Raw genomic sequence first — 23280 nt, forward strand, 5'->3', positions numbered from 1 at the left:
ATCGCTTAGGCAAGGTGCGCCATGAACCTTGCGCCCCAGTCGTACGTGCCCGTAGGCACGTAGTAGCCGCTCTGGTCATTGATCTCATCCCAGTGCTCCACGATGTCTTCGATGGTGGGGACTCCGTCACCGCCGTCGAGCCAGCCCGGAGTAAAGCCCATGAACCAGCGGGCGAAGCGCTTGGCGCCAGCAACCAGGATCTCGCCATTCACTTCGCAGGATTCGTGCGCCAGGTAGGCGACCATCGGCGAGACGAGATCAGTCTGCATGGCCTGAACGCGGGCCGCGTCCATTTGGCTTGCTGAGACTATGTTCGGCTTGTCGGCCGAGAGGCTCGGCCTGGTCACGGAGTTCGGCGCCACGCAATTGACCAGGATTCCCTTCGGCGCCGCGGCTACGGCCAGGCTGCGGGTGAAGCCAATGAGGGCTCCTTTGGCCGTCGCGTAGGCGAGGTTGTCCGGAAGACCCAGCATGCCGGTTGATGTCGTCGTGATCACGCGGCCATACCCCTGCTGCTCCATGTAGGGCCAGGCGGCGCGCGTCGTGTGCCAGGTGCCGCGCAGGTGCACGTCGAGCGTGAGCTCAAGGTTCTCGGCATCAGCCTCGGGGAAGGTCGCCCAGCGCGAGATGCCCGCGTTGTTCACGACGACGTCGATTCGACCGAACTCACGGATCGCGGTCTCTACAAGGGCATGGCAGCCGTCCTCGCTGCCCACATTGTTCGTATCGGCGACGGCAATGCCACCCGCTGCGATGATTTCCGCGGCGGTCTCATTGGCGGGCCCGGCGTCGTTGCCTTCGCCCTCCTTTGAGCCCCCGAGGTCATTGACGATTACCTTGGCACCGCGCTCGGCGAGCAGCAGGGCGTGTGCGCGGCCGAGGCCGCGGCCAGCTCCCGTCACTATGGCAACACGTCCGTCGAATCGGAGGTCAGGGGTGGCGTTCATGGTTCTCCTTTGAAGTGTCCGTCATCAGATTTCATCACAACAGCTCAAAAATATCAATCAAAGAAATCCTTGAAATCATGCGGACCAATTGGCGATCTATTGTCGTTATTGAGCACTTGTGCTTGAATATTGATCCTGCGGTCGCCACAGTGGCGCCCACCGAGTAGGAGTGAAGTCAATGGCAGAACAGACCAGCAGCGACATTGATGTCGAAGTACTGGTGATCGGCGCGGGCGTCGTGGGCATCTACGCGCTGCAGCGTGCGCTTGAGGCCGGGTTCTCGGCCCGGACGCTGGAAGCGGGAGACGGCGTCGGAGGCGTCTGGTACTGGAACCGCTACCCCTCCGCGCGCTTCGATTCCGAGAGCTACACGTACGGATACATCCATTCCAAGGAGCTCTTCGAGAAGTGGCGCTGGGAGGAAGAGTTCGCCACCCAGCCCGAAATCGAGCGCTACCTCAACTTCGTGGTGGACCATTTCGACCTCCGCGGGCACATCCGCACTGGCCAGAAGGTCGTATCGGCACTCTGGAACGAGGCAGACACCGCGTGGACGGTGACCACGGAAAAGGGCGAAACCATCCGGGCGCGCTGGGTCATCTCAGCGACCGGCGGCCTCTCTGTGCCGAACTACCCTGACCTGAACGGCCTTGAGGACTTCAAGGGCCAGGCGTATCACACGGGCGCCTGGCCGCACACGCCGGTCGATTTCACAGGCAAGCGCGTCGCCATCATCGGCAACGGACCGAGCGGAGCCCAGATCCTGCCCGCGATCGTTGACTTGGTCGAGACCGTGGACCTCTACCAGCGCACGCCCACCTGGACCACCCCGCTGAACAACGGGGCCATCACCGATGAGCGCAACGCGTGGCTCCGGGACAACTTCGAGGAGATTGCTGCGAAGCTCGGCTCGGCGGCCAACCCGACCGGCTTTCTGCACGAGCCCGCCGGCAAGTTCTCCACCGCCGACTCATTCGAAGAACGGCAAGCCTTCTACGAGAAGATCTGGAACAGTCCGGGCTTCGCCAAGCTCACCTCCAACTATTACGACATGACCACCAACCGCGAGGTCAACCTTGAATTCTGCGAGTTCCTCGCGAACAAGGTCCGCAGCATCGTCAAGGATCCGGTCACGGCCGAAAGGCTGATCCCGAAGGACCACCTGTTCGGCGCGAAGCGCCCGCCATTCGTCACAAACTACTACGAGTCGTTCAACAATCCCGCGGCCTCGCTGATCGCGCTCAGCGAGACTCCGATCGTGCGGGTTGATGAATCGGGTATCGAAACAACCGGGGGTCACCGCGAATACGACATCATCGTTTTTGCCACGGGCTTCGACTTCGGCACCGGCGCGCTCACACGCATGGGCATCAAGGGTATTAACGGCCTGGACCTCAGCACGGACTGGGAAGAGGGCCCCACTGACTTCGGCGGGTTCAGCGCGCACCAGCTGCCGAACTTCTTTTTCCCCGGCGGGCCTCACGGCGCCGGCGGAGGCAACTATCCGCGCTACTCGCAGGACCAGATCGACTGGATCACCGGAACGCTGGTTCATGCCCGTGAGCACGGCTACGAACGCTTCGAGCCGACCGCCGAACAGCAGGAATCGTGGATGACCATGATTGAGACACTGGCGCCCAAATCCATCTTCTCGGCAGAGCACAGCCACTATTACGGCGCGAACGTCGAGGGTAAAGTTCGAAAATTCCTGCTCAACCCGGGCGGACGCGCCAAGCTGCACGAGATCCTGGACGAGATGACCGCAACCGGGGACTACAACGGTGCGCTGTCGACCGTGCGCGAGAGCGTCAGCGCGTCATGACCACCGTTCCGTCCGAAATGGAGACTGAATTGACCGAAGAACTGCTGCCACCACGCGAGATGCTGCTTGCACTCGTCAACCCCGTAGAGGGGCGGGACGAAGCGTTCCGCCCCTGGTACTGGGAGACACACATACCTGAGGTGCTCGGGCTTCCCGGCTTCGTCGCCGCCCAGCGGTACCGCGCCTCCACGGATGCGCCGGCTTCCGTCTCGCATCGGTACGCGACGATCTATGCAGTAGAGGGGTCTGCCTCCTCCGCCCGGGACCTGCTTTTCGGGGCTGGTCTCGGCATGAGCCCGGACCTCGATCTCAGCAGCATGGTCTTCGTGCCCTTCGTCGCTGAAGGAAAGCCCGTCCTGCCGTGAGAATCACCATGACTTCGCGGCCATCGGGGCCATGTTTCCCTCGACCGCGCTTAACCACCCCTGACGCAAGCGGGCTCTTGACAGGGGACTTTGACGGTGAAACCATTGAATCCTCACAACGAAACTCTTGTTCCACTAAAACGAACACATTCTCTCTAACAACGGAGTTAGGAACGAAATGACGTCGACCGACCCCACACGGTCAATCGCGGTGAGGCCTTTTGCCTTGATCATTGCGGTCTTCATGATCATCGAGCTCACCCCGATCTTTGAAGTGACCATGATGTATGTGGCCATCCCCACACTCATGGTTGCCTTCCAAGCCGATGCATCGGCGATCTCCTGGGTAGTTACCATCTTCCTGCTCGTTGGCGCGGGCACGGCTGCTATAGCGGGGCGGCTCGGTGACATCTATGGCCGGAAGAAAATCCTCATCATTCTCATGCTGATCTCCGCTGTTGGTCCCATCATCAGCGTCTTCATGGGCAACCTTGAAGGCGTGCTGATCGGACGCGCACTGCAGGGAACCAGCGCGGGCCTCTTTCCGCTTCTCATCGGCGTGGCCCGCGAGGTTGCCCCGCCTTCCCGAGTCTCGGTGCTCATCAGCCTGACATCGGGTATAGGCCTGATCGGCGGCTCAATAGGAGGCGTCGCCGCCGGCATCCTTCTCGCCGCGGGCGGTTGGCGCAGCCTGTTCATCGCCTCGGCCATCCTGGCGGTCGTGGCCATTCTGGTCGCACTCGCATTGCCCAAATCGGTGGGCACAGTGACTGAGCGTGGCCGGCTGGATGTGCTGGGCGGCATTTTGATGGCGCCAGCAATTGCAGCCATTCTTTACGGGTTCACGACGTCACGCACCCAGGGCGCCAGCCCGCTGGTGGTCGTCCTCATTGTTATCGGGGTGCTGCTCTTCACGTTCTGGATCATCTGGGAACTGCGGATAAAGAAGCCGATGTTCAACCTACGACTGTTCCGTGAGCGTTCATTGGTTCTTGCTCTCGTCGTCACTGCTTTTGTCTCGCTCGGCATCCTTGCGGCGCCCGGCCTGCTCACGCCCATCCTTCAGCAAAGCCCAGAGAATTTGCCTGTAGGACTCGGCCTGACTCCGACCCAAGCCGGCCTGTATGGGCTGATCTCGGGAGCGATCGCGTTCGCCCTGTCGCCGGTGGCAGGGAGAATCGCCGGAAGATTCGGCGGGAAGGTGATAGTCGCCGGCGGCGCCGCACTCGGAATACTGGGATACTCCGGCTTCTTCTTCTCGACCCATAACCTCCCGCTTTCGATCGTCGCAGTGGTGATCGGCTCGGTGGGAACAGTGCTCCTCACCATCAGCATTCCGATTGTCATCGTGGAGAATGTTTCCGCCCGCGACACAAGTGAAGCCGTCGGCCTGATCTTTACTGTAGGACGCACGCTCTTCAGCGCGATCGGCACCGCCATCATCGGCGTTGTGCTGGCGTCCGCTACAGTGCCCGGCACCACAGCACCGACCATTTCTTCATGGAACGCCGGCATCATTTTCATCGTCGTCACAGGCGCGGCCGCGTTCGCTGCAACCATGGCCATCAAGAAATCGACACCCATGAATCAGCGCGGGGCAATCATCGAGGCGGTCCAGAGCGAACAAGAAGCCCAAAAGCTGGAAGAACCCGCCCATCGCTGACGCACCCGCGCCCACCGCGTCGATTCTTCATCCCAAGGCGTGTCCTGTTGAATAGACTCATCCAGTACCACTTCGCGTTGCGACCATTTCAAGAAATGGTCGCAACGCGTCGTCGGAGAGTCTCGGAGGGGCAATGAGTACAAACGAAACGGCTGCTGGTTCAGAGCCGTCGCCAGACAGGCAGCGGCATCCGCTGGCGCGAGGGATCGAACTGCTGACCCTTATGGTCGACACTGGGGAGGACTCTTACGGCGTTCGCGAATTGGGCTCCCTTATGGGTGTCAGCGCGAGTACGGCCCACAGGCTGCTCGGGGACCTGGAGAAGCTCGGGATGGTCGGGCGGACACGCGACGGCGCCTATCGACTCGGACTCGAGTTTCTGCGGCTTGCCTGGGCCACGACTGCCCGCCTCCCACTCGAGGAGGCGGCCACGGACATCCTCGGTCAACTCACCGAGCGCACGGGCGAGTCTTCGTTCTTCGGCGTCTACAACGAACAGCGCCAGCAGATGATGTTCACCCACACAGTCGAATCTCCGCACCCCCTGCGCTATGTGCTGCCGATGCACACCTGGCTGCCTCTGCACGCAGGTGCCAGCGGACTCGCGATCCTCGCCTTCCTACCGGATGAGGCGCGGCAGGAGATCGTCCACGGCCCGCTCCCCGCCCTGACCACCCGCACCCGCGTTGACCCAGATAAGCTAAGCGCGCGACTGGACGAGATCCGCCGGGATGGCTACGCCATCTCGCACGGAGAGCGGATCGAGGGCGCGATCTCCATCGCCGCCCCGGTCTTCGGGCTCTCGGGCACCATCGTCGTCGGCGATGTCGGCATCACGATTCCCGAGAGCCGCTTCGATTTGGGCACTGAATCCGAACTGGTACGCGTGGTCAGGGACTCGGCCGCTGCCCTCACCGACCGTATCGCAAGCTCACGAGTGGCCATCCGGCCCCAACCCAACAGGGTGGAGTCCAACAGGGTGGAGTCCAACAGGATGCAGTCCAACAGCCAGTGGGAACGCCCGGCGCGGTAACCATTCTCTCCGGCTTTTAGATCAGGGTCGGGATAATCGAACGGTTCCTCTAGCGATTTGATTTTTGGGCGGGTATCCTCATCTCACCTGCCTGATGGTCAAGTCCTGGGGGTGTTGTGCACCGGTCTGAGCAGCCCATCCGTGACACGTTTTCTGTTACGGCACCCACCCGCGCCGCCGTCGGCGCCCCAGCGCCTGCCGCAGCAGAGGGAAACCTGGTCACGGACCTCAGCGCGAGGATCCGCCACAAACATGGCACTGAACTGAACGAACTTCGCGAGGCACTAAGTGGGTCCTCGCAACGCGGCTCACGCCACCGCGGCCGACGCCACTATCGAATGAGCCCCACCCCATCATTTGAGGACGAGACCGTCAATGTGACGATCGTCGTCGAAACCGTGGAATGGGGATGGTTCGCTACGGGCCCAGCGCCAGCAGGAACATGTGTCACTGTATCCATTGCTGCTCATCGCAGGGACAGTGGAATCCAAGCCCCGCTCTCGTTGACCGAGTGCGACTCGTGGCTTCGAGCCCTCCTGCCCGGTCCGTGTATGACGCACGTTTACCGATGCTGCTGCTCCACCGGGTCCGCAAATGCGGGGGTGGTCTCCTACAGGTTGTTTCTTGATGCGCTCCATAAGCCGGCTCCAAAGCCGCCGGAGGTGCTCGCGGAAGGCTGCCAACCCCTTCAACCGCAGTAGGCCTTTTCGTATCGTGAAATCTTGATTCCGATATTAAACACAAAGAGGCTTTGAAATTAGCATTTCCGAAACACGCCCCTCATAGCGTCATGTGTGATCCCCGGCCGTGACCCTGCATGGCCCCGCACAGATAGGCGCCATGAAGATTCCCGCACCCGCTATGGCTGTGAGCCCAGCGGCCAAGAAGCCACTCTATAGATCCCTGTTTTTCCAGATCCTGGTGGCCGTGGTGCTGGGGGTCGCCATTGGCTACTTCTGGCCGGGCGTCGGGTCCGCGCTTCGCCCCCTCGGCGATGGCTTCATCCAACTCATCAAGATGATCATTGCGCCCCTGATATTCCTGGTCATCGTCACCGGCATCTCGGCCGTGGGCGACGTGAGGTCCGTTGGCCGGGTGGGCGTCAAAGCCCTCATCTACTTCACCGCCGCCACACTGTTCGCGCTTGCGTTCGGGCTGCTCGTGGCCAACATCGTCCAGCCGGGAGCTGGCCTGAACATCGATCCCACCTCCCTGTCAGCGGAAGCTGTCAACGCCAAGACCACCACGGCGCCACCAAAGGATGCAGGACAGTTCCTGCTGGGCATCATTCCCACCAGCGTGGTTGGAGCCTTCGCATCCAACACGTTGCTGCAGGTCCTGTGTTTCGCGGTCTTCTTCGGGGCGGCCATCGTGGTGGTGGGACGGGAGAAGTGCAAGCCCGTCATCGACCTCATGGAGACCACCCTCGAACTCTTCTTCAAGATCATGTCCTGGGTGATGCGTGTTGCCCCTGTAGGCGCCTTCGGGGCCATGGCATTCATCATCGGCCAGTACGGGCTCAGCTCTTTGAGCACATACGCCTTGCTGGTGGCTGCGTGCTACGGTTCGGCACTGGTCTTCATCGGATTGCTGTTCATCGTGGCGTGGGTTTATCCACGCGTTCCACTGTGGCAGTTCATCAAGTACTCCCGCGAAGAGTTCATGCTGGCGCTGGGCACGGCATCCACAGAATCAGTGCTGCCACGGATCATGACCAAGCTGACCAACGCAGGCTGCTCCCGCGCAACCACGGGCTTGGTGGTTCCCACGGGCTACTCTTTCAACCTCGACGGCGCCGCCCTCTACCTTTCGATCTCGCTGCTGTTCCTTGCCCAGGCCTTCGGGCATAACCTCGATTTGGGCCAGCAGCTGGCCGCCCTCGGGATCCTGATGTTGACCTCCAAAGGGATGGCAGGCGTTCCGGGTTCGGCCTTCCTGGCCCTTTCCGCTACTGCCGGCGCTTTGGGAATCTTCCCCGTTGCGGGCGTTGCGTTGCTCCTCGGAGCCGACAGGCTGATGGACTCAATGCGCGTCGTGGTCAACCTGCTCGGCAACTGCGTTGCCACGTTTGTGGTGTCCAAATGGGAGGGGCAATTCGATCGGGAGGCGATGCTGGCCGTCTTCCGCGGGGAAACCACGACGCCGGAACCCACCAAAGAGGTTACGGAACCACCGGTGCCTGCTTCGGTGTAGTCAGCAGCTTTGTCCCTATTGGCGCCGGGCGCGAAAATACTAAGTAACCTGTCAGTTACAGTCTTCCTCCGGGCGCGCTTCGCGCTGGAATCTCCATAGCGAACCGAAAGGGATGATCGATGAGCCCACAGAGATGAAAGGTGAGGGAAACGTGCTGGGCGGCTCCTTGAAGTCCCGCCTCATGGGGCTCGGCAGCAACGTCATGCCGGACGCCGCAGGGGCGGAGTTCAACCGGCATTTGAGCGAGCCGGGATCGGCCGACGACTAACCCCCAACCACACGCCGATAGGTGCTCGGCGTGAACCCCAGGTATTTCTGGAAGTCGTTCGTCAAATGTGCGTGATCGGCATAGCCAAGTTCGGCCGCGATGCCCGCAAGATCAGCGGAAGGGTCCAGACGTGCCCTCTCCGCGGCATCCTGCAGTCGACGTCGACGTATGAGCGCCGACGGGCTGAGCCCGATGTATTTCCTGGCAATTCGCTGGAGCGTCCGCCCCGAGACAGCGAGCCGGGCCGCCACGTCCTCAATCCGTGTCACCTCCGGGTCGGCCCCAATAACGTCCATCATCCGGTTCGCCAGTAAGGCCTCTTCGGAAGGGAAGTAGTTCAGGGCACCCAGCCACGACGCAAAGGCGTCCACTGCCAGCCCGCGGCGGGCACCGCCGTCGGGAGCGTTCATGGCCCGTACGACAGAACGGTGAAGGTCCTCAAACGGCAACACCACCTCGGCATCACGCAAGCTGCCCGGATCGTCGGTGAACACCGGAACAGCCGCAGGGCGCAACAGCGCTCCCACTGCCCAGCCACGGCCATTCAAGTCTCGATAAGCGGCCCGGGTTGTGGGACCCGAGAAGACCACGTCATCCAACTGCACAACGAGATTGGACGCGGGGTAGGCGATCAGGTGTTGACGGGACATGCGGCCTGGCTCGATGTCCCATTCAGGAATCCAGAACCATTGGACCAGCTCCGCAACAGACTCCGGTGCCGCCAAACGGTTGAAAGTGGGAAGCCGTGCCGGGTACAGAATGCCCTTGAAGGAACTGTCCACGAGCCTCCTCCCCAACAAAGTCTGTCGCGAATCTCCAAGCGCCGGGGACAGCCCGGCCCGTAGCGTCAAGGACATGACAGATACTACAAGCACTGAGCCAACCATGGCCGCCCATGGAAAGTACACCACCCACGGAGTCCCTAACGGGCTGACCAGCCTCACGCCGTTCCTTGCCGTACCCAATGCCAAAGATGCGATCACGTTCTATACGGACGTTTTCGGCGCACGTGTTGTTGGCGTCACGGAGATGGGCGGGGTTGTGGTCCATGCCGAACTCGACCTCGGGAACGGTCACCTTCAACTCGGGGAACCCAACCCGGAATACCACTTGGTCCCGGCGCCCGACGGCGATGATGACTGCTATTCCCTGGGCTTTTACTGCCCGGACGCAGACGCACTCGTGCAACGGGCGGAACAAGCCGGGGCCCTCATCCGCGAACCACTGAACACGTTCGTTTCAGGGGACCGATATGCCAGCATCCGCGATCCGTTCGGTGTCCGCTGGTCCATCATGACGCGGGTGGAAGATCTATCCGAAGAGGAGAGCAACCGTCGAGTCGAGGAGTGGGCGGCCCAGCAGGGTTAGAGAGGCACAGGCAGGTTAGGAAAGACACAGGCAGAACGGATGTCCGGCCGGGTCAAGGAACACCCTGAAGGTGGTCCCCGGCTGGTGCTCCGCCTTGCTTGCACCCAACGAAAGAGCCACTTCCTCACCCTTGTCCAGATCTTCCACCATCAGATCAAGGTGCATCTGCTGGGGTACCGTTTGCCCCGGCCATTCCGGTGCGTGATACGACTGGACCTGTTGGAAAGCAATGCAGTTGTTCCCATCGCTGGGACGGATCTCGAACCAATCAGTTTCGCCTTTGACCTCCCAGCCCAGCAGTTCGCCATAAAAGGCGGCAAGGGCGGGCGCATCCGGACAATCGATAACAACACTCGGGTATCGGGCTATTGCCATTTTGCTAAACCTCGTCTGCCGTTTTCTTCATTCGGGCCAGCGCACTCTTGGTGCCCCTTTGGGTAAGAACGTGAACTACGGCGCCAACGCCCGCGGAAACCACAGCGAACATGAGCACTCCCGGCAAGGAATCGTTCAGATTGGTTCCGTCCTTGGGGGCAGGTTTGCCTGTCTTTTTCTCCCAGAGTCCTTCAAGCGTCTTGTTTGCCAGCACTCCAGCTCCAAGGCTGACTGCCAGGCCGAACAATTTCACCAGCAAATTCACGAAAGAATCCTCCATCTGATCGCGCGGGTTTGCCCTGCCAAACACAAAGGAAGGCAGGGCCGCTGCAACCGCAACGGCCCTGCCCGAATTCCTAGTCGTGCTTGAAAGCGTCCTTTACCTTTTCGCCGGCGCCCTTGAGGTCGCTCTTGACCTGCTCGCCCTTGCCTTCGGCTTCCAGGCGCTCGTTGTCAGTGAGCTTTCCGGCAGCTTCCTTGGCCTTGCCTGCGATCTTCTCGCCAGCGTTCTCCATCTTGTCGTCAGCACCCATGCCCGCACCTCTTCCTTGTAGTGAACCTGTACCTCTACAACATCACTAATCAGTGTACTTAGCAATATTTGCTCCTGACGAAGGCGGGTCAGATCTCCCCGAAACCTTCGCCCACCAACCGCCCAACATACTGAACTGCCTTTGCGGCGTCCTTGCCACGGGCCTCCACGCGCAGGGTTGCACCCTGGCCGGCGGCGAGCGCCATGAGCGCCATCATGGACGTTCCGTCGACGTCGTTGATCGTCACCTCAGCGTCAAGGCCGGACAGTCCACCGGCTATCTTGGCCGCAGGCCGCGCGTGGATGCCCATGGGATTAATGAGCTCGAAGTCGCCTGCAGCATCCGGTTCCCGGGACTCCGAAAGATTGTCCGGCGCTTCCGTGCCGGCAGAAGCCCGGAATCCCACCGCTTCGGCAGCCTTACGCACGTCTTCGGCGCCCGCCCCGCCCTGCGCCGCGACTGCCGCGGCCACAAGCCCTTCAACCAAAGGCGCGTCGGCGAGCAAGATAGCGTCGGGGTCGCTGGCGAACTCGATCGCAGACTCAGCTGTCATTACTGCCGAGCCCAGATCCGTCAGCACCACCACGCCCTCTCCTCCGGCATCAATCAGTGACTGCTCGACGGCGGCAAGCACCTTCTCGAGGCTGGTGCCAATGCGTTCGTCGTCAGTGCCCCCGGCGGCGACGAGTTCGACGTCGGGCGCCATCTGGGCGGCGAGTTCCACAGCGCCCTCAGCGATCTTGCTGCTGTGGGAGACAACCACAATCCCAACCGTCATACGGCGTCGGTTCCCGTGTTTCCTGCGGAGCCGGCCGCTGCTGCTGCCGCGGCGCGCAAGAGCAACGCCGTTGAGGCCGCTCCTGGATCACGATGCCCCGCGCTCCGCTCCCCGAGGTAACTTGCGCGGCCCTTGCGGGCCACCAACGGATCAGTGGCCACGGCCCCCACTTCGGCCGCCTCGGCAGCAGCCTGCAGGACGGCGAGTACATCGCCGCCATCGGACGCCGCGTTCTTGGCTGCCTCAACTGCGGGCGTCCACGCGTCAACCATGGTCTTGTCCCCTGTTTCGGCTTTGCCGCGCGCCACCACTCCGTCGCGGGCAGCCGCGAGCGCGGAAGCCAAAGCATCGGCGTCGATGTCAGTGGAATCGCCGAGCGATGTGGCCGCCCGCAGATATGCCGTCCCATACAGCGGCCCCGCAGCTCCGCCCACCTTGGACATCAAGGCCATCGCCGCCGCTTTGAGGGCAGCTCCCGCAGTTTCCGGCGGCGTCTCGTCCAGCTTCTGCAGGACGGCCTGGAATCCACGGTCCATGTTCTCGCCGTGGTCGGAGTCGCCGATTGCGCGGTCCAGTTCAATCAATTCCGTTCGGTGTTCTGCCATAGCCTTCGCCGAAAGCTTCAGCCAGTCCACTGCCCAATCGACGCCCAGTCTCATGCTCACGCTCCCCAACGGAGGGCAGCCGTGTGGACGGGAGCATCCCACAACTGCACCAGCTCGTCGTCCAGGCGCAGCACGGACACCGAGCACCCCTGCATTTCAAGTGAAGTCACGTAGTTCCCCACGAGTGAGCGTTCCACGGATGCCCCGCGCTCCGCGAGCACCTGGGCGGCCCTTCGGTAGACGATGTAGAGCTCGCTCTGCGGCGTGCCGCCCATGCCGTTGACGAACAGCAGCACCCTGTCCCCGGACGAGATGGCGAGATCCTCAAGCACGGGTTCCAAGAGACGGTCGGTGATCGCGTCGGCGCTTTCCATGGCGATCCTGTGGCGTCCAGGCTCGCCATGGATGCCGATACCGATCTCGATCTCGTCCTCCGCCAGCTCGAAGCTCGGCGTACCCGCGTGCGGAACCGTGCAGCCGGAAAGCGCCACTCCCATGGTCCTCACGTTGGCAGCGACCCGCTCCGCGATGGCGGCGACGGCTTCAAGACCGTCTCCGCGTTCAGCGGCGGCACCGGCAATCTTCTCCACGAGGACCGTCCCGCCCACTCCACGGCGGCCCGCCGTATACAGCGAGTCCTCCACGGCGACGTCGTCGTTGACCAGCACCGAACGCACGTGCACGCCTTCTACCTGTGCCATCTCCGCGGCAGTCTCAAAGTTCAGGACGTCCCCGGTGTAGTTCTTGACGATATGCACGACGCCGGCACCTGAGTCCACGGCGACGGTCGCCGGTATGATCTGGTCGGGCGTGGGCGAGGTAAAGACGGCACCGGGCACCGCGGCGTCGAGCATGCCGAGGCCCACGAAACCAGCGTGCAGTGGCTCGTGGCCGCTGCCCCCGCCGGATACCAGGGCAACCTTGCCCGCAACAGGTGCACCTTTCCGGATGACGTACTTGGGCTCGGGATGGACGTCCACGATGTCGGCATGGGCCATGCCGAACCCCTCGACGGACTCGTCCACCACGGCGCGTGGATCATTTATGAGCTTTTTCATGGGATGCTCCTGGGCGTGCTGTGGCTGGTGCTCTGACCCTACTACCGGCGCCCGGGCACACGGTAGGCCTCGGCGGCGCGAGGACGCCCACACCTGTTAGCCGACACCCATTAAAAGACAGGCAGGGACGGCACCAAAGGCCCGTCCCTGCCGGAATGTCATGCTTGATCCGGGTGATGCCCAGGCTCCGCGCTGGTGGATGGAGGACTGATCTCCGCCTCGCCCCGGGCGTGGAAATCGAGCCAAAATGCCGAGTACAGGTCCGGGTTGGAATGGGCTGTCCCCGGCCAGAAGGATTCATTCGGCCAGGAGCCGTGGGGGATGTCTATCTGGAAAGCTGAAAAGTCCGGAAACGTGACACGATCTTGCACGGTCCGCCCCCTCAACTGTTCAGTACGGCGTCGCCGCCGGCCGTGACGACGTCGTCGAGCAGCACGGCCTGATCCATAACCACCGGCTGCTCCGCGACGGGAAGCCCGACTACGTGCCCAAAGCTGAACATGTTCTTCGGATCCAGTTCCGCCTTCGCCTTCTTCAGCCGCTCCCGTGCGCTGGGACCCCATGCCCGCTCCCTGTCCTCGGCATCCACAAAGTGCCCATGGAGGTTTACAAATGTGCCTGCATTGGCAGCCGGACGAAGGTCTGCGTGCACGGCATCGAAAACTGCCGGCAGCACCCCGACAACAGGAGGCGCGGCAATGGCAACCATGTAGAAGCTGAACGCCGCGTCACGGCCGCCCACAATATCCTCGCCCTCCGAGCTCTTGGCAAGGGCGCCGCCCAGCAGTCGTAGTTCGGCCAGCAACACCGGACTCTCAACGCCCGGACCGAAGTGCCGCAGAATTGCCTCGGACGCCTCCTCGTCCAAACGGTCAAGCAGGAAGCCACGCTCGCGAACGGGGACTGGCTGGTCCGGATCCTGGTGGACTGTGTCGAACTGGCTTGCTTCCAAAGGGCCGGTGGCGTCCATCATGAACGGCGCGCTTCGGCGCATGGGCTCCAGCAGCTCCGCCGCAGCAGCCAGGTCACCCTGGTAGGCGTAGCGGAGGTGGATCACAAACTTTCCCCTCAACGGCTCCGGAATCATTTCCATCTCCGGGAGACGCAAAAACGCCAATGACGCCGATGCCTCCGCCGGCAGCGATGGCACCCACTCCCTAAACGCCTCCAGGACTTCCGGGGCGTGCCCGCCGTCGAAGTACACACCGCCTGCGTAGAGATCGGCGGCTGGGAAGAGGTGGAATTCCATGGCCGTCACAATGCCCAGGTTGCCCTTGCCGCCTCGCAGGAGGAAGAACAGCTCAGGATTCTCGTCCTTGGTAACCCGTAGCTGGGTGCCATCCGATGTGACCAGCTCGAAAGCGATGACATGATCCGAGGCGAAGCCGTACTTACGGCCCAGGATGGGCAGGCCACCGCCCAAGGTGTATCCCACCACGCCGACGTCAGTGGTTGAACCACAGAGGCCCATCAAACCGAAGGTTGCAGCAAGCTCAACCACAGCCTTCCATCGAACACCGGCACCCACCCTGGCAGTCTTCTCAAGGGGGTCGATGCTGAGTTCCAGCATGCGGCGGGTACTGATGAGCATCCCGCCTTCTATCGCGTTTGTTGCACCATGCCCGGTGGACTGGACGGCCACGGGCATTCCCCGTTCCGCAGCCCATCTGATAGCCGCCGAAACGTCCTCTGCGTCGAGGGCGCCGAAGGCAAGATCCGGTTTGTGTTCAGTGGAGAGATTGAAGGCCGCTACCTCGGATTGGAAGCCGGGATCGTCAGGCGTGAACACGGGACCGCGCACGCTGAGTTGGAGTTCTGAAATGCTTGCATTACCTGAAAAGGACGCGTGGGACTGCATGATCTTCTCTCGATTGACCGAATGGCGGAAGCTCCCCAGCAAGCCTCGATCAGTTTATCCATCAACTTTAGATAAGAGAAGGGTTTTAAATCACGCATAATCCGGGCAGGGTTGAACCCCGCATCAGTCGGGTCTTGTTGTGGGTTCTCAGAGGTGCTTGATCATGCGTGTATTGCCCAGGGTGTTGGGCTTTACGCGGGCCAGATCCAGGAATTCCGCCACGCCTTCGTCATGCGAGCGCAGCAGCTCCGAGTACACCTGCGGATCCACGGCCGACTGGTCCTCCATGACCTCGAAGCCATGGCGCTTGAAGAAGTCCACCTCAAACGTCAGGCAGAAGACGCGGCTAACGCCAAGCTCCTTGGCCTTTTCAAGGAGATCCTCCACCAGCACGTGCCCCACACCGCGCCCCCGCCACGTGTCCGCAGCCGCGAGGGTACGAATCTCGGCCAGGTCTTCCCACATAACGTGCAGGGCGCCGCAGCCAATCACGTCGCCATCCTGGGATTCGGCAATCCGGAATTCCTGGAGGCTCTCGTAGTACGCCACAGTTTCCTTGGCCATCAAAATCCGCTGCTCCGCCAAGGGCGCGACCAGCCTCTTAATCGCCGCCACATCACTGGTGCGGGCAGGACGAAGGCTAAAGGTCGAATTCACTCCCCCATCCTAGCCACGTGGGACCTGGCCGCGGATTCGTGACCGAGAAAGAGGGGCGGTTACCAACATTTATGGGTCCATCTGTTGGCAAAGGGCTGTCGTGGCCAAGCTTCAGGAGGCCTATCTGGTGGACTGGAAGCCCTTACCAACACTTAGTATGTTAAGTGTTGGTAAGCTGGGTGCATGGCAACACATCCGCGCGTTGGTATTCCGGTCGATCCGGTCTCCTTCGAGACCTTCGACTGGAAGCCGCGAGCGCCGGAGATGTACTCCCGCGCGGAGGTGGAGCGCCAAACCGGTCCTTACCAGGCTGCCGTCACGGCGCCGATAGCCGACTGGACTCCCATCATCTCCAGCGAAGATTCCGCCGATATCGAGGACGCCACTCGACAGCTGGTCGGGTTCGACAAGCACGCGCAGCGGCTCCTTGGTAGAGAGAATCCCGCGCTCGGGCCAATGACGGCGATCCTGCTGCGCACGGAGTCTGCCTCCAGCTCGCAGATAGAACAGTTGACGACGTCCGCCAAGCAGCTCGCTCTTGCCGAGATCGACGAGGGCGGCAAATCCAACGCCCTCACCGTCATCGGCAACGTTCGAGCCATGGAGGCGGCCCTCCAACTGGCCGACGACATCAGCGAGGAGTCCATCCTCGCAATGCACAAGGCACTGATGCTCCACAAGCGCGGCTTCGATCCTCCCGGCGCCGGCCGTTTCCGGGACGAGCAGGTATGGATCGGCCCGGGTCAGGCAGGGCCACGGGTGGCCGAGTTCGTCGCTCCGCACCACGACCGCATTCCCGGTGCGATCACGGACCTGGTTAAGTTCATCGATCGCCATGATGTCTCCGTACTCGTCCAAGTGGCGATCAGCCATGCCCAGTTCGAAACGATCCACCCCTTCCCGGACGGGAACGGCCGCACAGGGCGCGCACTGGCGCAGTCGGTTCTCCGTAACAAGGGCCTGGTGGACTCAACCGCCGTGCCGATCTCCGCGGGCCTCCTGGTGGATACCGCACGCTACTTCGCAGCACTGGGCGCATTTCGGGAGGGCGATGCCGGCCCGATCGTCCGCGAGTTCGCCATGGCGAGCCGGATCGCCGCAACTACCGGATCGCGGCTGGTCGACGACCTTGTCGCACAACTCGAGGAGTCCCGCGCGAAGATGACGGGGCTGCGCGCGGACGCGGCGGCCTGGCGGGTGTTGCCCGCACTGATCGGCCAGCCTGCAGTGAACACGAAGTACCTTGTGACCGAGCTCGGACTTGGCGGGATGGCGGCGTTGCGCGCACTCGATGCCCTGACGGACCGCGGCGTACTGACGGAAGCGTCAGGCCGCCGCCGCAACCGCGTGTGGCAGCACCGCGGGATATTCGAAGTCCTCGACGCCTACGCCGCCGGAATTAGCCGTATGTCCGCAGGCTGATCCGCCGCCGCCCGTTCCGGTCTCTAGATCCCCAACTCCTCCGGCAGCGCCACGTCCTCGCCCAGCACCTGCTTTGCCAGGAAGTGCTCCACGACTCCGTACCAAACCTTCGCGTGCTGCGGCTGCAGTACCCAGTGGTTTTCGTCGGGGAAGTAAAGGAACCGGTGCGGGCTCTGGCCGTTGTCGTCCGCGGGCAACTGCGACGAGGACAGCAGTTCGTACCAAAGCCGCAAGCCCTCGCCGATCGGGACGCGATAATCCTTGTCTCCATGGATCACGAGCATTGGTGTCTTGATGTTGCGTACGTTGAGGTGTGGCGAGTTCTCCATCGCCATCTCCACCGTCATTTCCTTCAGCCAGTATTGTGCGGCGTCGGTGGTGGGGCCGAACTGGTCCAGGGCCCACAAACTCGCGTGGGTCACGATGGCCTTGAAACGGTCGGTCTGGCCGGCAACCCAGTTTGCCATATAGCCGCCGAAGGACCCGCCCATCGCCGCAGTCCTTGACCCGTCGATGTCCGCCCGCTCAACTACGGCATCGGTGATGGCCATGAGGTCCGAGAAGGGCTTCTTGCCCCATTCACCCCAGCCGCGCTGGATGAACTCCTGGCCGTAACCTGTGGACAGCGCAGGGTCAGGCAGCAGCACGGCATAGCCCTTTGCGACCAGCAGCCAGGGATTCCAACGCCAGGTCCAGGCGTTCCATGAGCCCAGCGGTCCACCGTGGATCCACAGCAGGAGGGGAGCCGGCTTGTCATCGGAAGCCCCTTCAGGGAGCGCCAGGTACGCTGGCACGCGGGAGCCATCCTCCGCCGTCGTTTCCACGCGTTCGAGGCGCCCCTTGTACCTTGGCCGTTCCGCGGGTGCCTGCAACCTCACCACTTCTCCGGAAGCGAGGTCGATCCGTACAGCTTCAGGGGGAAACCCGTAGGAGCTCCGCAGCGCGTAGGCTGTGGTTCCGTCCGGCGAAACCACGACGTCGGAATACGCTGCAGCGTCTTTCGTCACCCGTGTGACCCGCCCGTCGGCGACGTCGATCCGGAAAAGCGGCGACGCGCCGTCGTCGTCCGCTTTCGCCAGGATGGCACTGCCGTCCGGCAGCCAGGCCAAGGCAGAAGGCCAACGGTCCCACTGGTGCGCGAGCGGCTCCAGGTCAGTCGTTTCACTGCCTGATACGTCCAGCAGGTGCAGCTTGACCTGCGGCGCTTGCGTGGGCGTGGTGTCACTCTCACTCTCCACTACCAGCGTGCGGTTGTCCGGGCTGACGGGACCAGGGAAGTAGCTCATTCCCTCGCGGTCCAGGAGCACCTTTACTGTTCCCGTGGCAACGTCGACGGCGGCCAGCACCTCACGGCTGTTGGCCTTGGCGAGGGCTTTCGTGAGGCTCGTGTAGATGGTCTTGCCGTCCGGACTCACCACAGTTTTGGCTTCCCGCAGCGAGCCTCCGACGCCGGGCGTCAGGTTCCTCAGTTTGAGCGGCGTTGGCGCGTCAATGGTTGTTGGCTTGCCGTGCTCCTTCGCCTCGCCCGGCTCCACGGCGAACAAACGCGGTTCGGCAGGACCCAGGTCCGCGTCCCAATAGCGGATCGGGTAGCCACTGTGCAGGATGGCGGACACTTTGTTGTCTTTGCGGGCCTTGCGGCGCTCCTCGTCGTTCTCCTCATTGCTGGAGCCTGCCAAAACCTCGGCGTTGACGAATATGGCATCCGCATTCTTTGCGGCCATGACGGAACTGATCCCGCCGGCGCGCGAGTGCACAACCCGGGCCTCGCCGCCATCGGCGGGGAGCAACCACAATGCGTTCACCGGATCGGCGTCGGGATCTGCGCTCTCGGGGTCGGGGCGGGAGGACGTGAAGTAGAGGTCGCCGTTCGCGGCGAAGGCGGCACCGGCCTCACCCTTGGCACTCCGGGTGATCCGACGGGCATGGCCCTGACCGGTGGGGTCCATCTCCCATAATGCGGTGACGAACTCAGTGCCTTTGCCATTGAGGGTTGAAACGGTAGTGACCAGGCGCTTGCCGTCCGGGCTGAGCGTGAGACCACTGACCCGGGGGATGGAGAGGTAGTGATCGATGTCGTGGAATGGAGTTTCAGGTGATGCCGTGCCTGGGCTTGGGGTGTCAGTGGAATCCATGCTCCGATTCAACACGCATTGTGTCGCGGATCACAGGGTAGTTCACTCTTAGTGAAACACTACTTTCAGATATTCGCCCGCCGCTCCCAACTAGGTCGCATTTAAGCGCGTTATGGGTGCTCATAACGCGCTTAACTGCGACCCAGTTGGGAGGTTGCGGAGCGTCTGGAGCACGGCGGCGGTCCCGTCTTCGTTCCCGATCCGCGCTGCGAGGATTTTTGCCCGGGCTGCGTAGGACGGGGTGCTGACAGCTTCCCGCATGGCGTACGCCAATCGCTCAACGGTGAGCCCCTTGTAGGGAACCGGCCGGGGCCCTGCGCCGAGGGCAGCAACCCGGGCAGCCCACAGCGGTTGGTCCGTATACACCGGGACGCAGACCGTGGGGACACCAGCGCGGAGGCCGGCAGCGGTGGTGCCGGAGCCCGCATGGTGCGCGACTGCCGCCATCCTCGGAAACAACCATTCGTGCGGGACCGCACCGATGCCGATCGCATCATCGTCCAAGAGGTCCCCCGCACCCTGCAGCACCGCCCTGACGCCCGCCCGCCTAATGGCCTCAAGAACGAAACCGGCCTCCAGCGCAGCGCTGCTTCCAAACCCGACGAACACCGGCGGTGGCCCTGCGGACAGAAAGTCCTCCAGTTCCGCGGACGGACTCCATTCCGGCTCGGGCGCCGGCCACCAGTACCCCGCCATGACCAACCCAGGGCGCCAGTCCGCCGGTCGCGGTAGAACTGTGGGGCTGATCCCATGGAGGACCGTGCTGCTCGCCCTGGCTCGACGTCGCTCGGCAGCTTGGCGTGACAGCTTCGGCAGGCCCAACTCAAGGCGAAGCCTTGCACTCGGGGCGTCAAAGGGGGCAGGTCCGGCCAGGACCCGCTCGCCAATAATCCGGTTGCCCAGCCCGCCCAGGTTCCGGGCGGACCCCAGCAGCACAGGAGGGTAGTCTGCGCTGGGTTCCACCGGCTGCAGATGCGCGCCCACCGCTGGAATTCCAACCGCTTCAGCGACGTCGTAGGCATATGGCGCCACGGAATTAGCCAGGATGACGTCCGCATCCGCCTCAACCGCAGCCAGGGTCCCGGTGGCCGCTTGATTCATGTACTCGCTCAGCTCCCGCCAGGTGGTGAGCATGCCGCCGGACGACTTTGCTCCACCCGGTGTGGCACGCTTGATGATCCTGGCAAGGTCGCCGGGAAGAGGACGATACTCACACCCGGACCTGACCACGAGGTGCGCGTACGAGGGGTTGGCAGCGATGGACACCTCGTAGCCCAGCTTTTGCAGACGACTGCCGAGCCCTGCCATGGGGGCGACATCTCCGCGCGTCCCCGGACAAATCATCAATACTCGCATGCACCCCTCCATTGCAGTTCTTGACTGTCCATAGCCACCCTAAGGGCACACAAAACCCCGGGGACCAACGCACTCGGGGCACCAACGCACTCGGGGCGCCAACGCAAATGCCCCGCCCACTCCTTTCGGAATGGACGGGGCAGTTGGCTTACGTTGCGTACGCCTTATGCGGTAGGAGCGATCTCCGGGATCCGCGGCTTGGCGTTGCCTGCAAACGTGAACTTGGCGTCGTCACCTTCGCCGTCCACATCCACCACAACGATGTCACCGGAGTGCAATTCGCCGAAGAGGATCTTCTCGGAGAGCTGGTCCTCGATCTCGCGCTGGATGGTGCGGCGCAGCGGCCGGGCACCCATTGCGGGATCGTAGCCACGGGTGGCCAGAAGAACCTTTGCTGCCGTGGTGAGCTCGATGCCCATGTCCTTGTCCTTAAGGCGGCGCTCCAGGCGGGTAACGAACATGTCCACGATCTCGATGATCTCGTCCTGGGTGAGCTGCGGGAACACCACGACGTCGTCAACACGGTTGAGGAACTCGGGGCGGAAGTGCTGCTTGAGCTCCTCCGTGACCCGGGCGCGCATCCGGTTGTAGCCAGTCTGGGTATCCGTGCCGGACTGGAAGCCCGTAGCGACGCTCTTTGAGATATCGCGGGTACCCAGGTTGGTGGTCATGATGATCACGGTGTTCTTGAAGTCCACCACGCGGCCCTGGGAGTCGGTCAGTCGGCCATCTTCCAGGATCTGCAGGAGCGAGTTGAAGAGGTCCGCGTGGGCCTTCTCAACTTCGTCGAACAGGACCACGGAGAATGGACGGCGACGAACCTTTTCGGTCAGCTGGCCGCCTTCTTCGTAGCCGACATAGCCCGGAGGTGCACCGAAGAGACGCGAAACCGTGTGCTTCTCGGAGTACTCGGACATGTCCAGCGTGATGAGGGCATCCTCTTCACCGAACAGGAACTCGGCAAGGGCCTTGGCGAGCTCGGTCTTGCCGACACCCGTAGGCCCGGCGAAGATGAACGAGCCACCGGGACGCTTGGGGTCCTTCAGGCCTGCACGTGTGCGGCGGATAGCCTGCGACAGGGCCTTGATGGCCTCGTCCTGGCCGACGACGCGCTTGTGCAGTTCGTCTTCCATCTTGAGGAGGCGCGAAGACTCTTCCTCGGTGAGCTTGAAGACGGGAATGCCGGTGGAGTTCGCGAGGACCTCGGCGATCAGGTCTTCATCAACCTCGGAGATGTCATCCATGCCGCCGGACTTCCAGTTGCGTTCCTTCTCAGCGCGTTCGGCAATGAGTTTCTGCTCTTTGTCGCGCAGCGAAGCGGCACCCTCAAAGTCCTGGGCGTCGATGGCGGATTCCTTCTCCATCTTGACGTCGGCAATGCGCTCGTCCATGGCCTTGAGCTCCGGCGGAGCGGTCATGCGGCGGATACGCAGGCGTGCACCGGCTTCATCGATGAGGTCGATCGCCTTGTCCGGCAGGAAGCGGTCCGAGATGTAGCGTTCGGCCAGCTGCGCGGCTGAGGCGAGGGCGCCGTCGGTAATCGTTACGCGGTGGTGTGCCTCGTAGCGGTCCCGCAGGCCCTTGAGGATCTCGATCGCGTGGGCGACGGAAGGCTCCTTGACCTGGATCGGCTGGAAGCGGCGCTCAAGGGCAGCGTCCTTCTCAATGTGCTTGCGGTACTCATCCAGCGTGGTGGCACCAATTGTCTGGAGTTCACCACGGGCAAGCATCGGCTTCAGGATGGATGCAGCATCGATGGCGCCTTCAGCAGCACCGGCACCAACGAGGGTGTGGATCTCGTCAATGAAGAGGATGATGTCGCCGCGCGTGCGGATCTCCTTGAGGACCTTCTTCAGGCGCTCTTCGAAGTCACCACGGTAACGGGAGCCGGCAACCAGTGAACCAAGGTCCAGCGTGTACAGCTGCTTGTCCTTGATGGTCTCCGGGACGTCGCCGCGGACAATCGCCTGGGCAAGGCCCTCGACGACGGCCGTCTTACCGACGCCGGGCTCACCGATCAGCACTGGGTTGTTCTTGGTGCGGCGGGAGAGGACCTGCATGACGCGTTCCATCTCCTGCTCGCGGCCGATCACGGGATCGAGCTTGTTCTCGCGGGCAGCCTGGGTGAGGTTGCGTCCGAACTGGTCCAGAACCACCGAACCTGCAGGGGTTCCCTCCGGCTGGCCCTGGCTGGAACCCGAACCCGCGGTTTCCTTGCCCTGGTAGCCGGAAAGCAGCTGGATGACCTGCTGGCGGACCCTGTTGAGGTCCGCGCCAAGCTTGACCAGTACCTGGGCAGCAACGCCTTCGCCCTCGCGGATGAGGCCGAGCAGGATGTGCTCGGTACCAATGTAATTGTGGCCGAGCTGCAGTGCTTCGCGGAGCGAAAGCTCAAGCACCTTCTTGGCGCGCGGGGTGAAGGGGATGTGCCCGGACGGAGCCTGCTGGCCCTGGCCGATGATCTCCTGCACCTGTTCGCGGACGCCATCGAGCGAAATGCTCAGGGATTCAAGCGCCTTTGCGGCAACGCCTTCACCCTCGTGGATCAGACCCAAGAGGATGTGCTCGGTACCAATGTAATTGTGGTTGAGCATCCGTGCCTCTTCTTGGGCAAGGACAACCACGCGACGGGCACGGTCCGTAAATCTCTCAAACATTTCGCCACACTCCTAGCTACGACGTACTTTGATGCTACGTGCCGAAGCCCGACTTTTGGAGCGTGTTCGCCACAGGGGAAACATGACGCCCAGTGGAATAAACCCGGCACCCCCTTCGCGGCACCGAGGCCTGCCCGGCGGAACGCCTGTCCCACGCCCGTGCCGGCCTCGGGGAGGACGTGGTCAG

The 23280-nt window shown here is 62.6% G+C and carries 21 protein-coding genes; 8 read left to right on the plus strand and 13 right to left on the minus strand.

From position 1 onward, the window contains the following. Nucleotides 1-5 precede the first annotated feature (5 nt). Complete coding sequence (locus tag AC6I97_RS01390; RefSeq protein ID WP_309931570.1) at nucleotides 6-947, minus strand: SDR family NAD(P)-dependent oxidoreductase; 942 nt, start codon at nucleotides 945-947, stop codon at nucleotides 6-8. A gap of 178 nt (nucleotides 948-1125) precedes the next feature. On the opposite strand from AC6I97_RS01390, the gene AC6I97_RS01395 reads away from it, so the two are divergent. From AC6I97_RS01395 to AC6I97_RS01420, 6 genes are all read left to right on the plus strand, one after another. Continuing rightward, complete coding sequence (locus tag AC6I97_RS01395; RefSeq protein WP_497943888.1) at nucleotides 1126-2769, plus strand: flavin-containing monooxygenase; 1644 nt, start codon at nucleotides 1126-1128, stop codon at nucleotides 2767-2769. Further along, nucleotides 2766-3134, plus strand: coding sequence for a hypothetical protein (locus AC6I97_RS01400; RefSeq protein ID WP_497943889.1), 369 nt, complete (start codon nucleotides 2766-2768; stop codon nucleotides 3132-3134). Before AC6I97_RS01395 ends, AC6I97_RS01400 begins: the two co-directional genes overlap by 4 nt. Nucleotides 3135-3312: 178 nt before the next feature. After that, complete coding sequence (locus tag AC6I97_RS01405) at nucleotides 3313-4797, plus strand: MFS transporter (protein WP_497943890.1); 1485 nt, start codon at nucleotides 3313-3315, stop codon at nucleotides 4795-4797. 133 nt (nucleotides 4798-4930) lie between these two features. After that, nucleotides 4931-5830 carry an IclR family transcriptional regulator gene (locus tag AC6I97_RS01410; protein WP_309931578.1) on the plus strand — a complete coding sequence of 300 codons (900 nt, stop codon included), beginning with the start codon at nucleotides 4931-4933 and terminating at the stop codon, nucleotides 5828-5830. Between the two features lie 840 nt (nucleotides 5831-6670). Next, nucleotides 6671-8023 carry a cation:dicarboxylate symporter family transporter gene (locus AC6I97_RS01415; protein WP_497943891.1) on the plus strand — a complete coding sequence of 451 codons (1353 nt, stop codon included), beginning with the start codon at nucleotides 6671-6673 and terminating at the stop codon, nucleotides 8021-8023. A 112-nt stretch (nucleotides 8024-8135) separates the two neighbouring features. Continuing rightward, nucleotides 8136-8291, plus strand: coding sequence for a hypothetical protein (locus AC6I97_RS01420; protein ID WP_309931582.1), 156 nt, complete (start codon nucleotides 8136-8138; stop codon nucleotides 8289-8291). Here AC6I97_RS01420 and AC6I97_RS01425 read toward each other — a convergent pair. Further along, entirely contained in the window at nucleotides 8288-9073 is a 786-nt protein-coding gene (locus AC6I97_RS01425; protein WP_309931584.1) for a helix-turn-helix transcriptional regulator, read from the minus strand. The genes AC6I97_RS01420 and AC6I97_RS01425 overlap by 4 nt on opposite strands. A gap of 73 nt (nucleotides 9074-9146) precedes the next feature. On the opposite strand from AC6I97_RS01425, the gene AC6I97_RS01430 reads away from it, so the two are divergent. Further along, entirely contained in the window at nucleotides 9147-9659 is a 513-nt protein-coding gene (locus tag AC6I97_RS01430) for a VOC family protein (protein WP_497943892.1), read from the plus strand. Between the two features lie 15 nt (nucleotides 9660-9674). Here AC6I97_RS01430 and AC6I97_RS01435 read toward each other — a convergent pair whose 3' ends face one another. The 8 genes from AC6I97_RS01435 to AC6I97_RS01470 all read right to left on the minus strand — a co-directional run bounded on the left by AC6I97_RS01435 (nucleotide 9675) and on the right by AC6I97_RS01470 (nucleotide 15523). Next, nucleotides 9675-10034: a VOC family protein gene (locus AC6I97_RS01435; protein ID WP_309931589.1), complete on the minus strand. Its 360-nt coding sequence runs from the start codon at nucleotides 10032-10034 to the stop codon at nucleotides 9675-9677. A 4-nt stretch (nucleotides 10035-10038) separates the two neighbouring features. Beyond that, complete coding sequence (locus AC6I97_RS01440; protein ID WP_224094636.1) at nucleotides 10039-10299, minus strand: DUF4235 domain-containing protein; 261 nt, start codon at nucleotides 10297-10299, stop codon at nucleotides 10039-10041. 91 nt (nucleotides 10300-10390) lie between these two features. Then, entirely contained in the window at nucleotides 10391-10567 is a 177-nt protein-coding gene (locus tag AC6I97_RS01445; protein WP_224094634.1) for a CsbD family protein, read from the minus strand. An 88-nt stretch (nucleotides 10568-10655) separates the two neighbouring features. Beyond that, nucleotides 10656-11345 carry a dihydroxyacetone kinase phosphoryl donor subunit DhaM gene (gene dhaM / locus AC6I97_RS01450; RefSeq protein ID WP_497943893.1) on the minus strand — a complete coding sequence of 230 codons (690 nt, stop codon included), beginning with the start codon at nucleotides 11343-11345 and terminating at the stop codon, nucleotides 10656-10658. Then, on the minus strand, nucleotides 11342-12004 hold the full coding sequence (gene dhaL / locus AC6I97_RS01455; RefSeq protein ID WP_497943894.1) for a dihydroxyacetone kinase subunit DhaL: 663 nt from the start codon (nucleotides 12002-12004) through the stop codon (nucleotides 11342-11344). Before dhaL ends, dhaM begins: the two co-directional genes overlap by 4 nt. A gap of 2 nt (nucleotides 12005-12006) precedes the next feature. Beyond that, nucleotides 12007-13008: a dihydroxyacetone kinase subunit DhaK gene (dhaK, locus tag AC6I97_RS01460; protein ID WP_224094629.1), complete on the minus strand. Its 1002-nt coding sequence runs from the start codon at nucleotides 13006-13008 to the stop codon at nucleotides 12007-12009. A gap of 382 nt (nucleotides 13009-13390) precedes the next feature. Then, complete coding sequence (locus AC6I97_RS01465) at nucleotides 13391-14866, minus strand: FAD-binding oxidoreductase (RefSeq protein WP_497943895.1); 1476 nt, start codon at nucleotides 14864-14866, stop codon at nucleotides 13391-13393. A 147-nt stretch (nucleotides 14867-15013) separates the two neighbouring features. Next, complete coding sequence (locus AC6I97_RS01470) at nucleotides 15014-15523, minus strand: amino-acid N-acetyltransferase (protein WP_497943896.1); 510 nt, start codon at nucleotides 15521-15523, stop codon at nucleotides 15014-15016. A gap of 183 nt (nucleotides 15524-15706) precedes the next feature. Between AC6I97_RS01470 and AC6I97_RS01475 the strand changes: the two genes are divergently transcribed. Next, on the plus strand, nucleotides 15707-16945 hold the full coding sequence (locus AC6I97_RS01475; RefSeq protein ID WP_497943897.1) for a Fic family protein: 1239 nt from the start codon (nucleotides 15707-15709) through the stop codon (nucleotides 16943-16945). Nucleotides 16946-16968: 23 nt separating this feature from the next. Here the strand turns inward: AC6I97_RS01475 and AC6I97_RS01480 are convergent, their stop codons facing one another. The 3 genes from AC6I97_RS01480 to AC6I97_RS01490 all read right to left on the minus strand — a co-directional run bounded on the left by AC6I97_RS01480 (nucleotide 16969) and on the right by AC6I97_RS01490 (nucleotide 23093). Continuing rightward, nucleotides 16969-19080 carry a S9 family peptidase gene (locus AC6I97_RS01480; RefSeq protein ID WP_497943898.1) on the minus strand — a complete coding sequence of 704 codons (2112 nt, stop codon included), beginning with the start codon at nucleotides 19078-19080 and terminating at the stop codon, nucleotides 16969-16971. 120 nt (nucleotides 19081-19200) lie between these two features. After that, nucleotides 19201-20436, minus strand: coding sequence for a glycosyltransferase (locus tag AC6I97_RS01485; RefSeq protein ID WP_497943899.1), 1236 nt, complete (start codon nucleotides 20434-20436; stop codon nucleotides 19201-19203). A 164-nt stretch (nucleotides 20437-20600) separates the two neighbouring features. Next, a complete protein-coding gene (locus AC6I97_RS01490) occupies nucleotides 20601-23093 on the minus strand; it encodes an ATP-dependent Clp protease ATP-binding subunit (protein ID WP_224094623.1) in 2493 nt (830 codons plus the stop codon). Between the last annotated feature and the right edge of the window lie 187 nt (nucleotides 23094-23280).

Source organism: Arthrobacter sp. TmtSoilC48 (assembly GCF_059739425.1).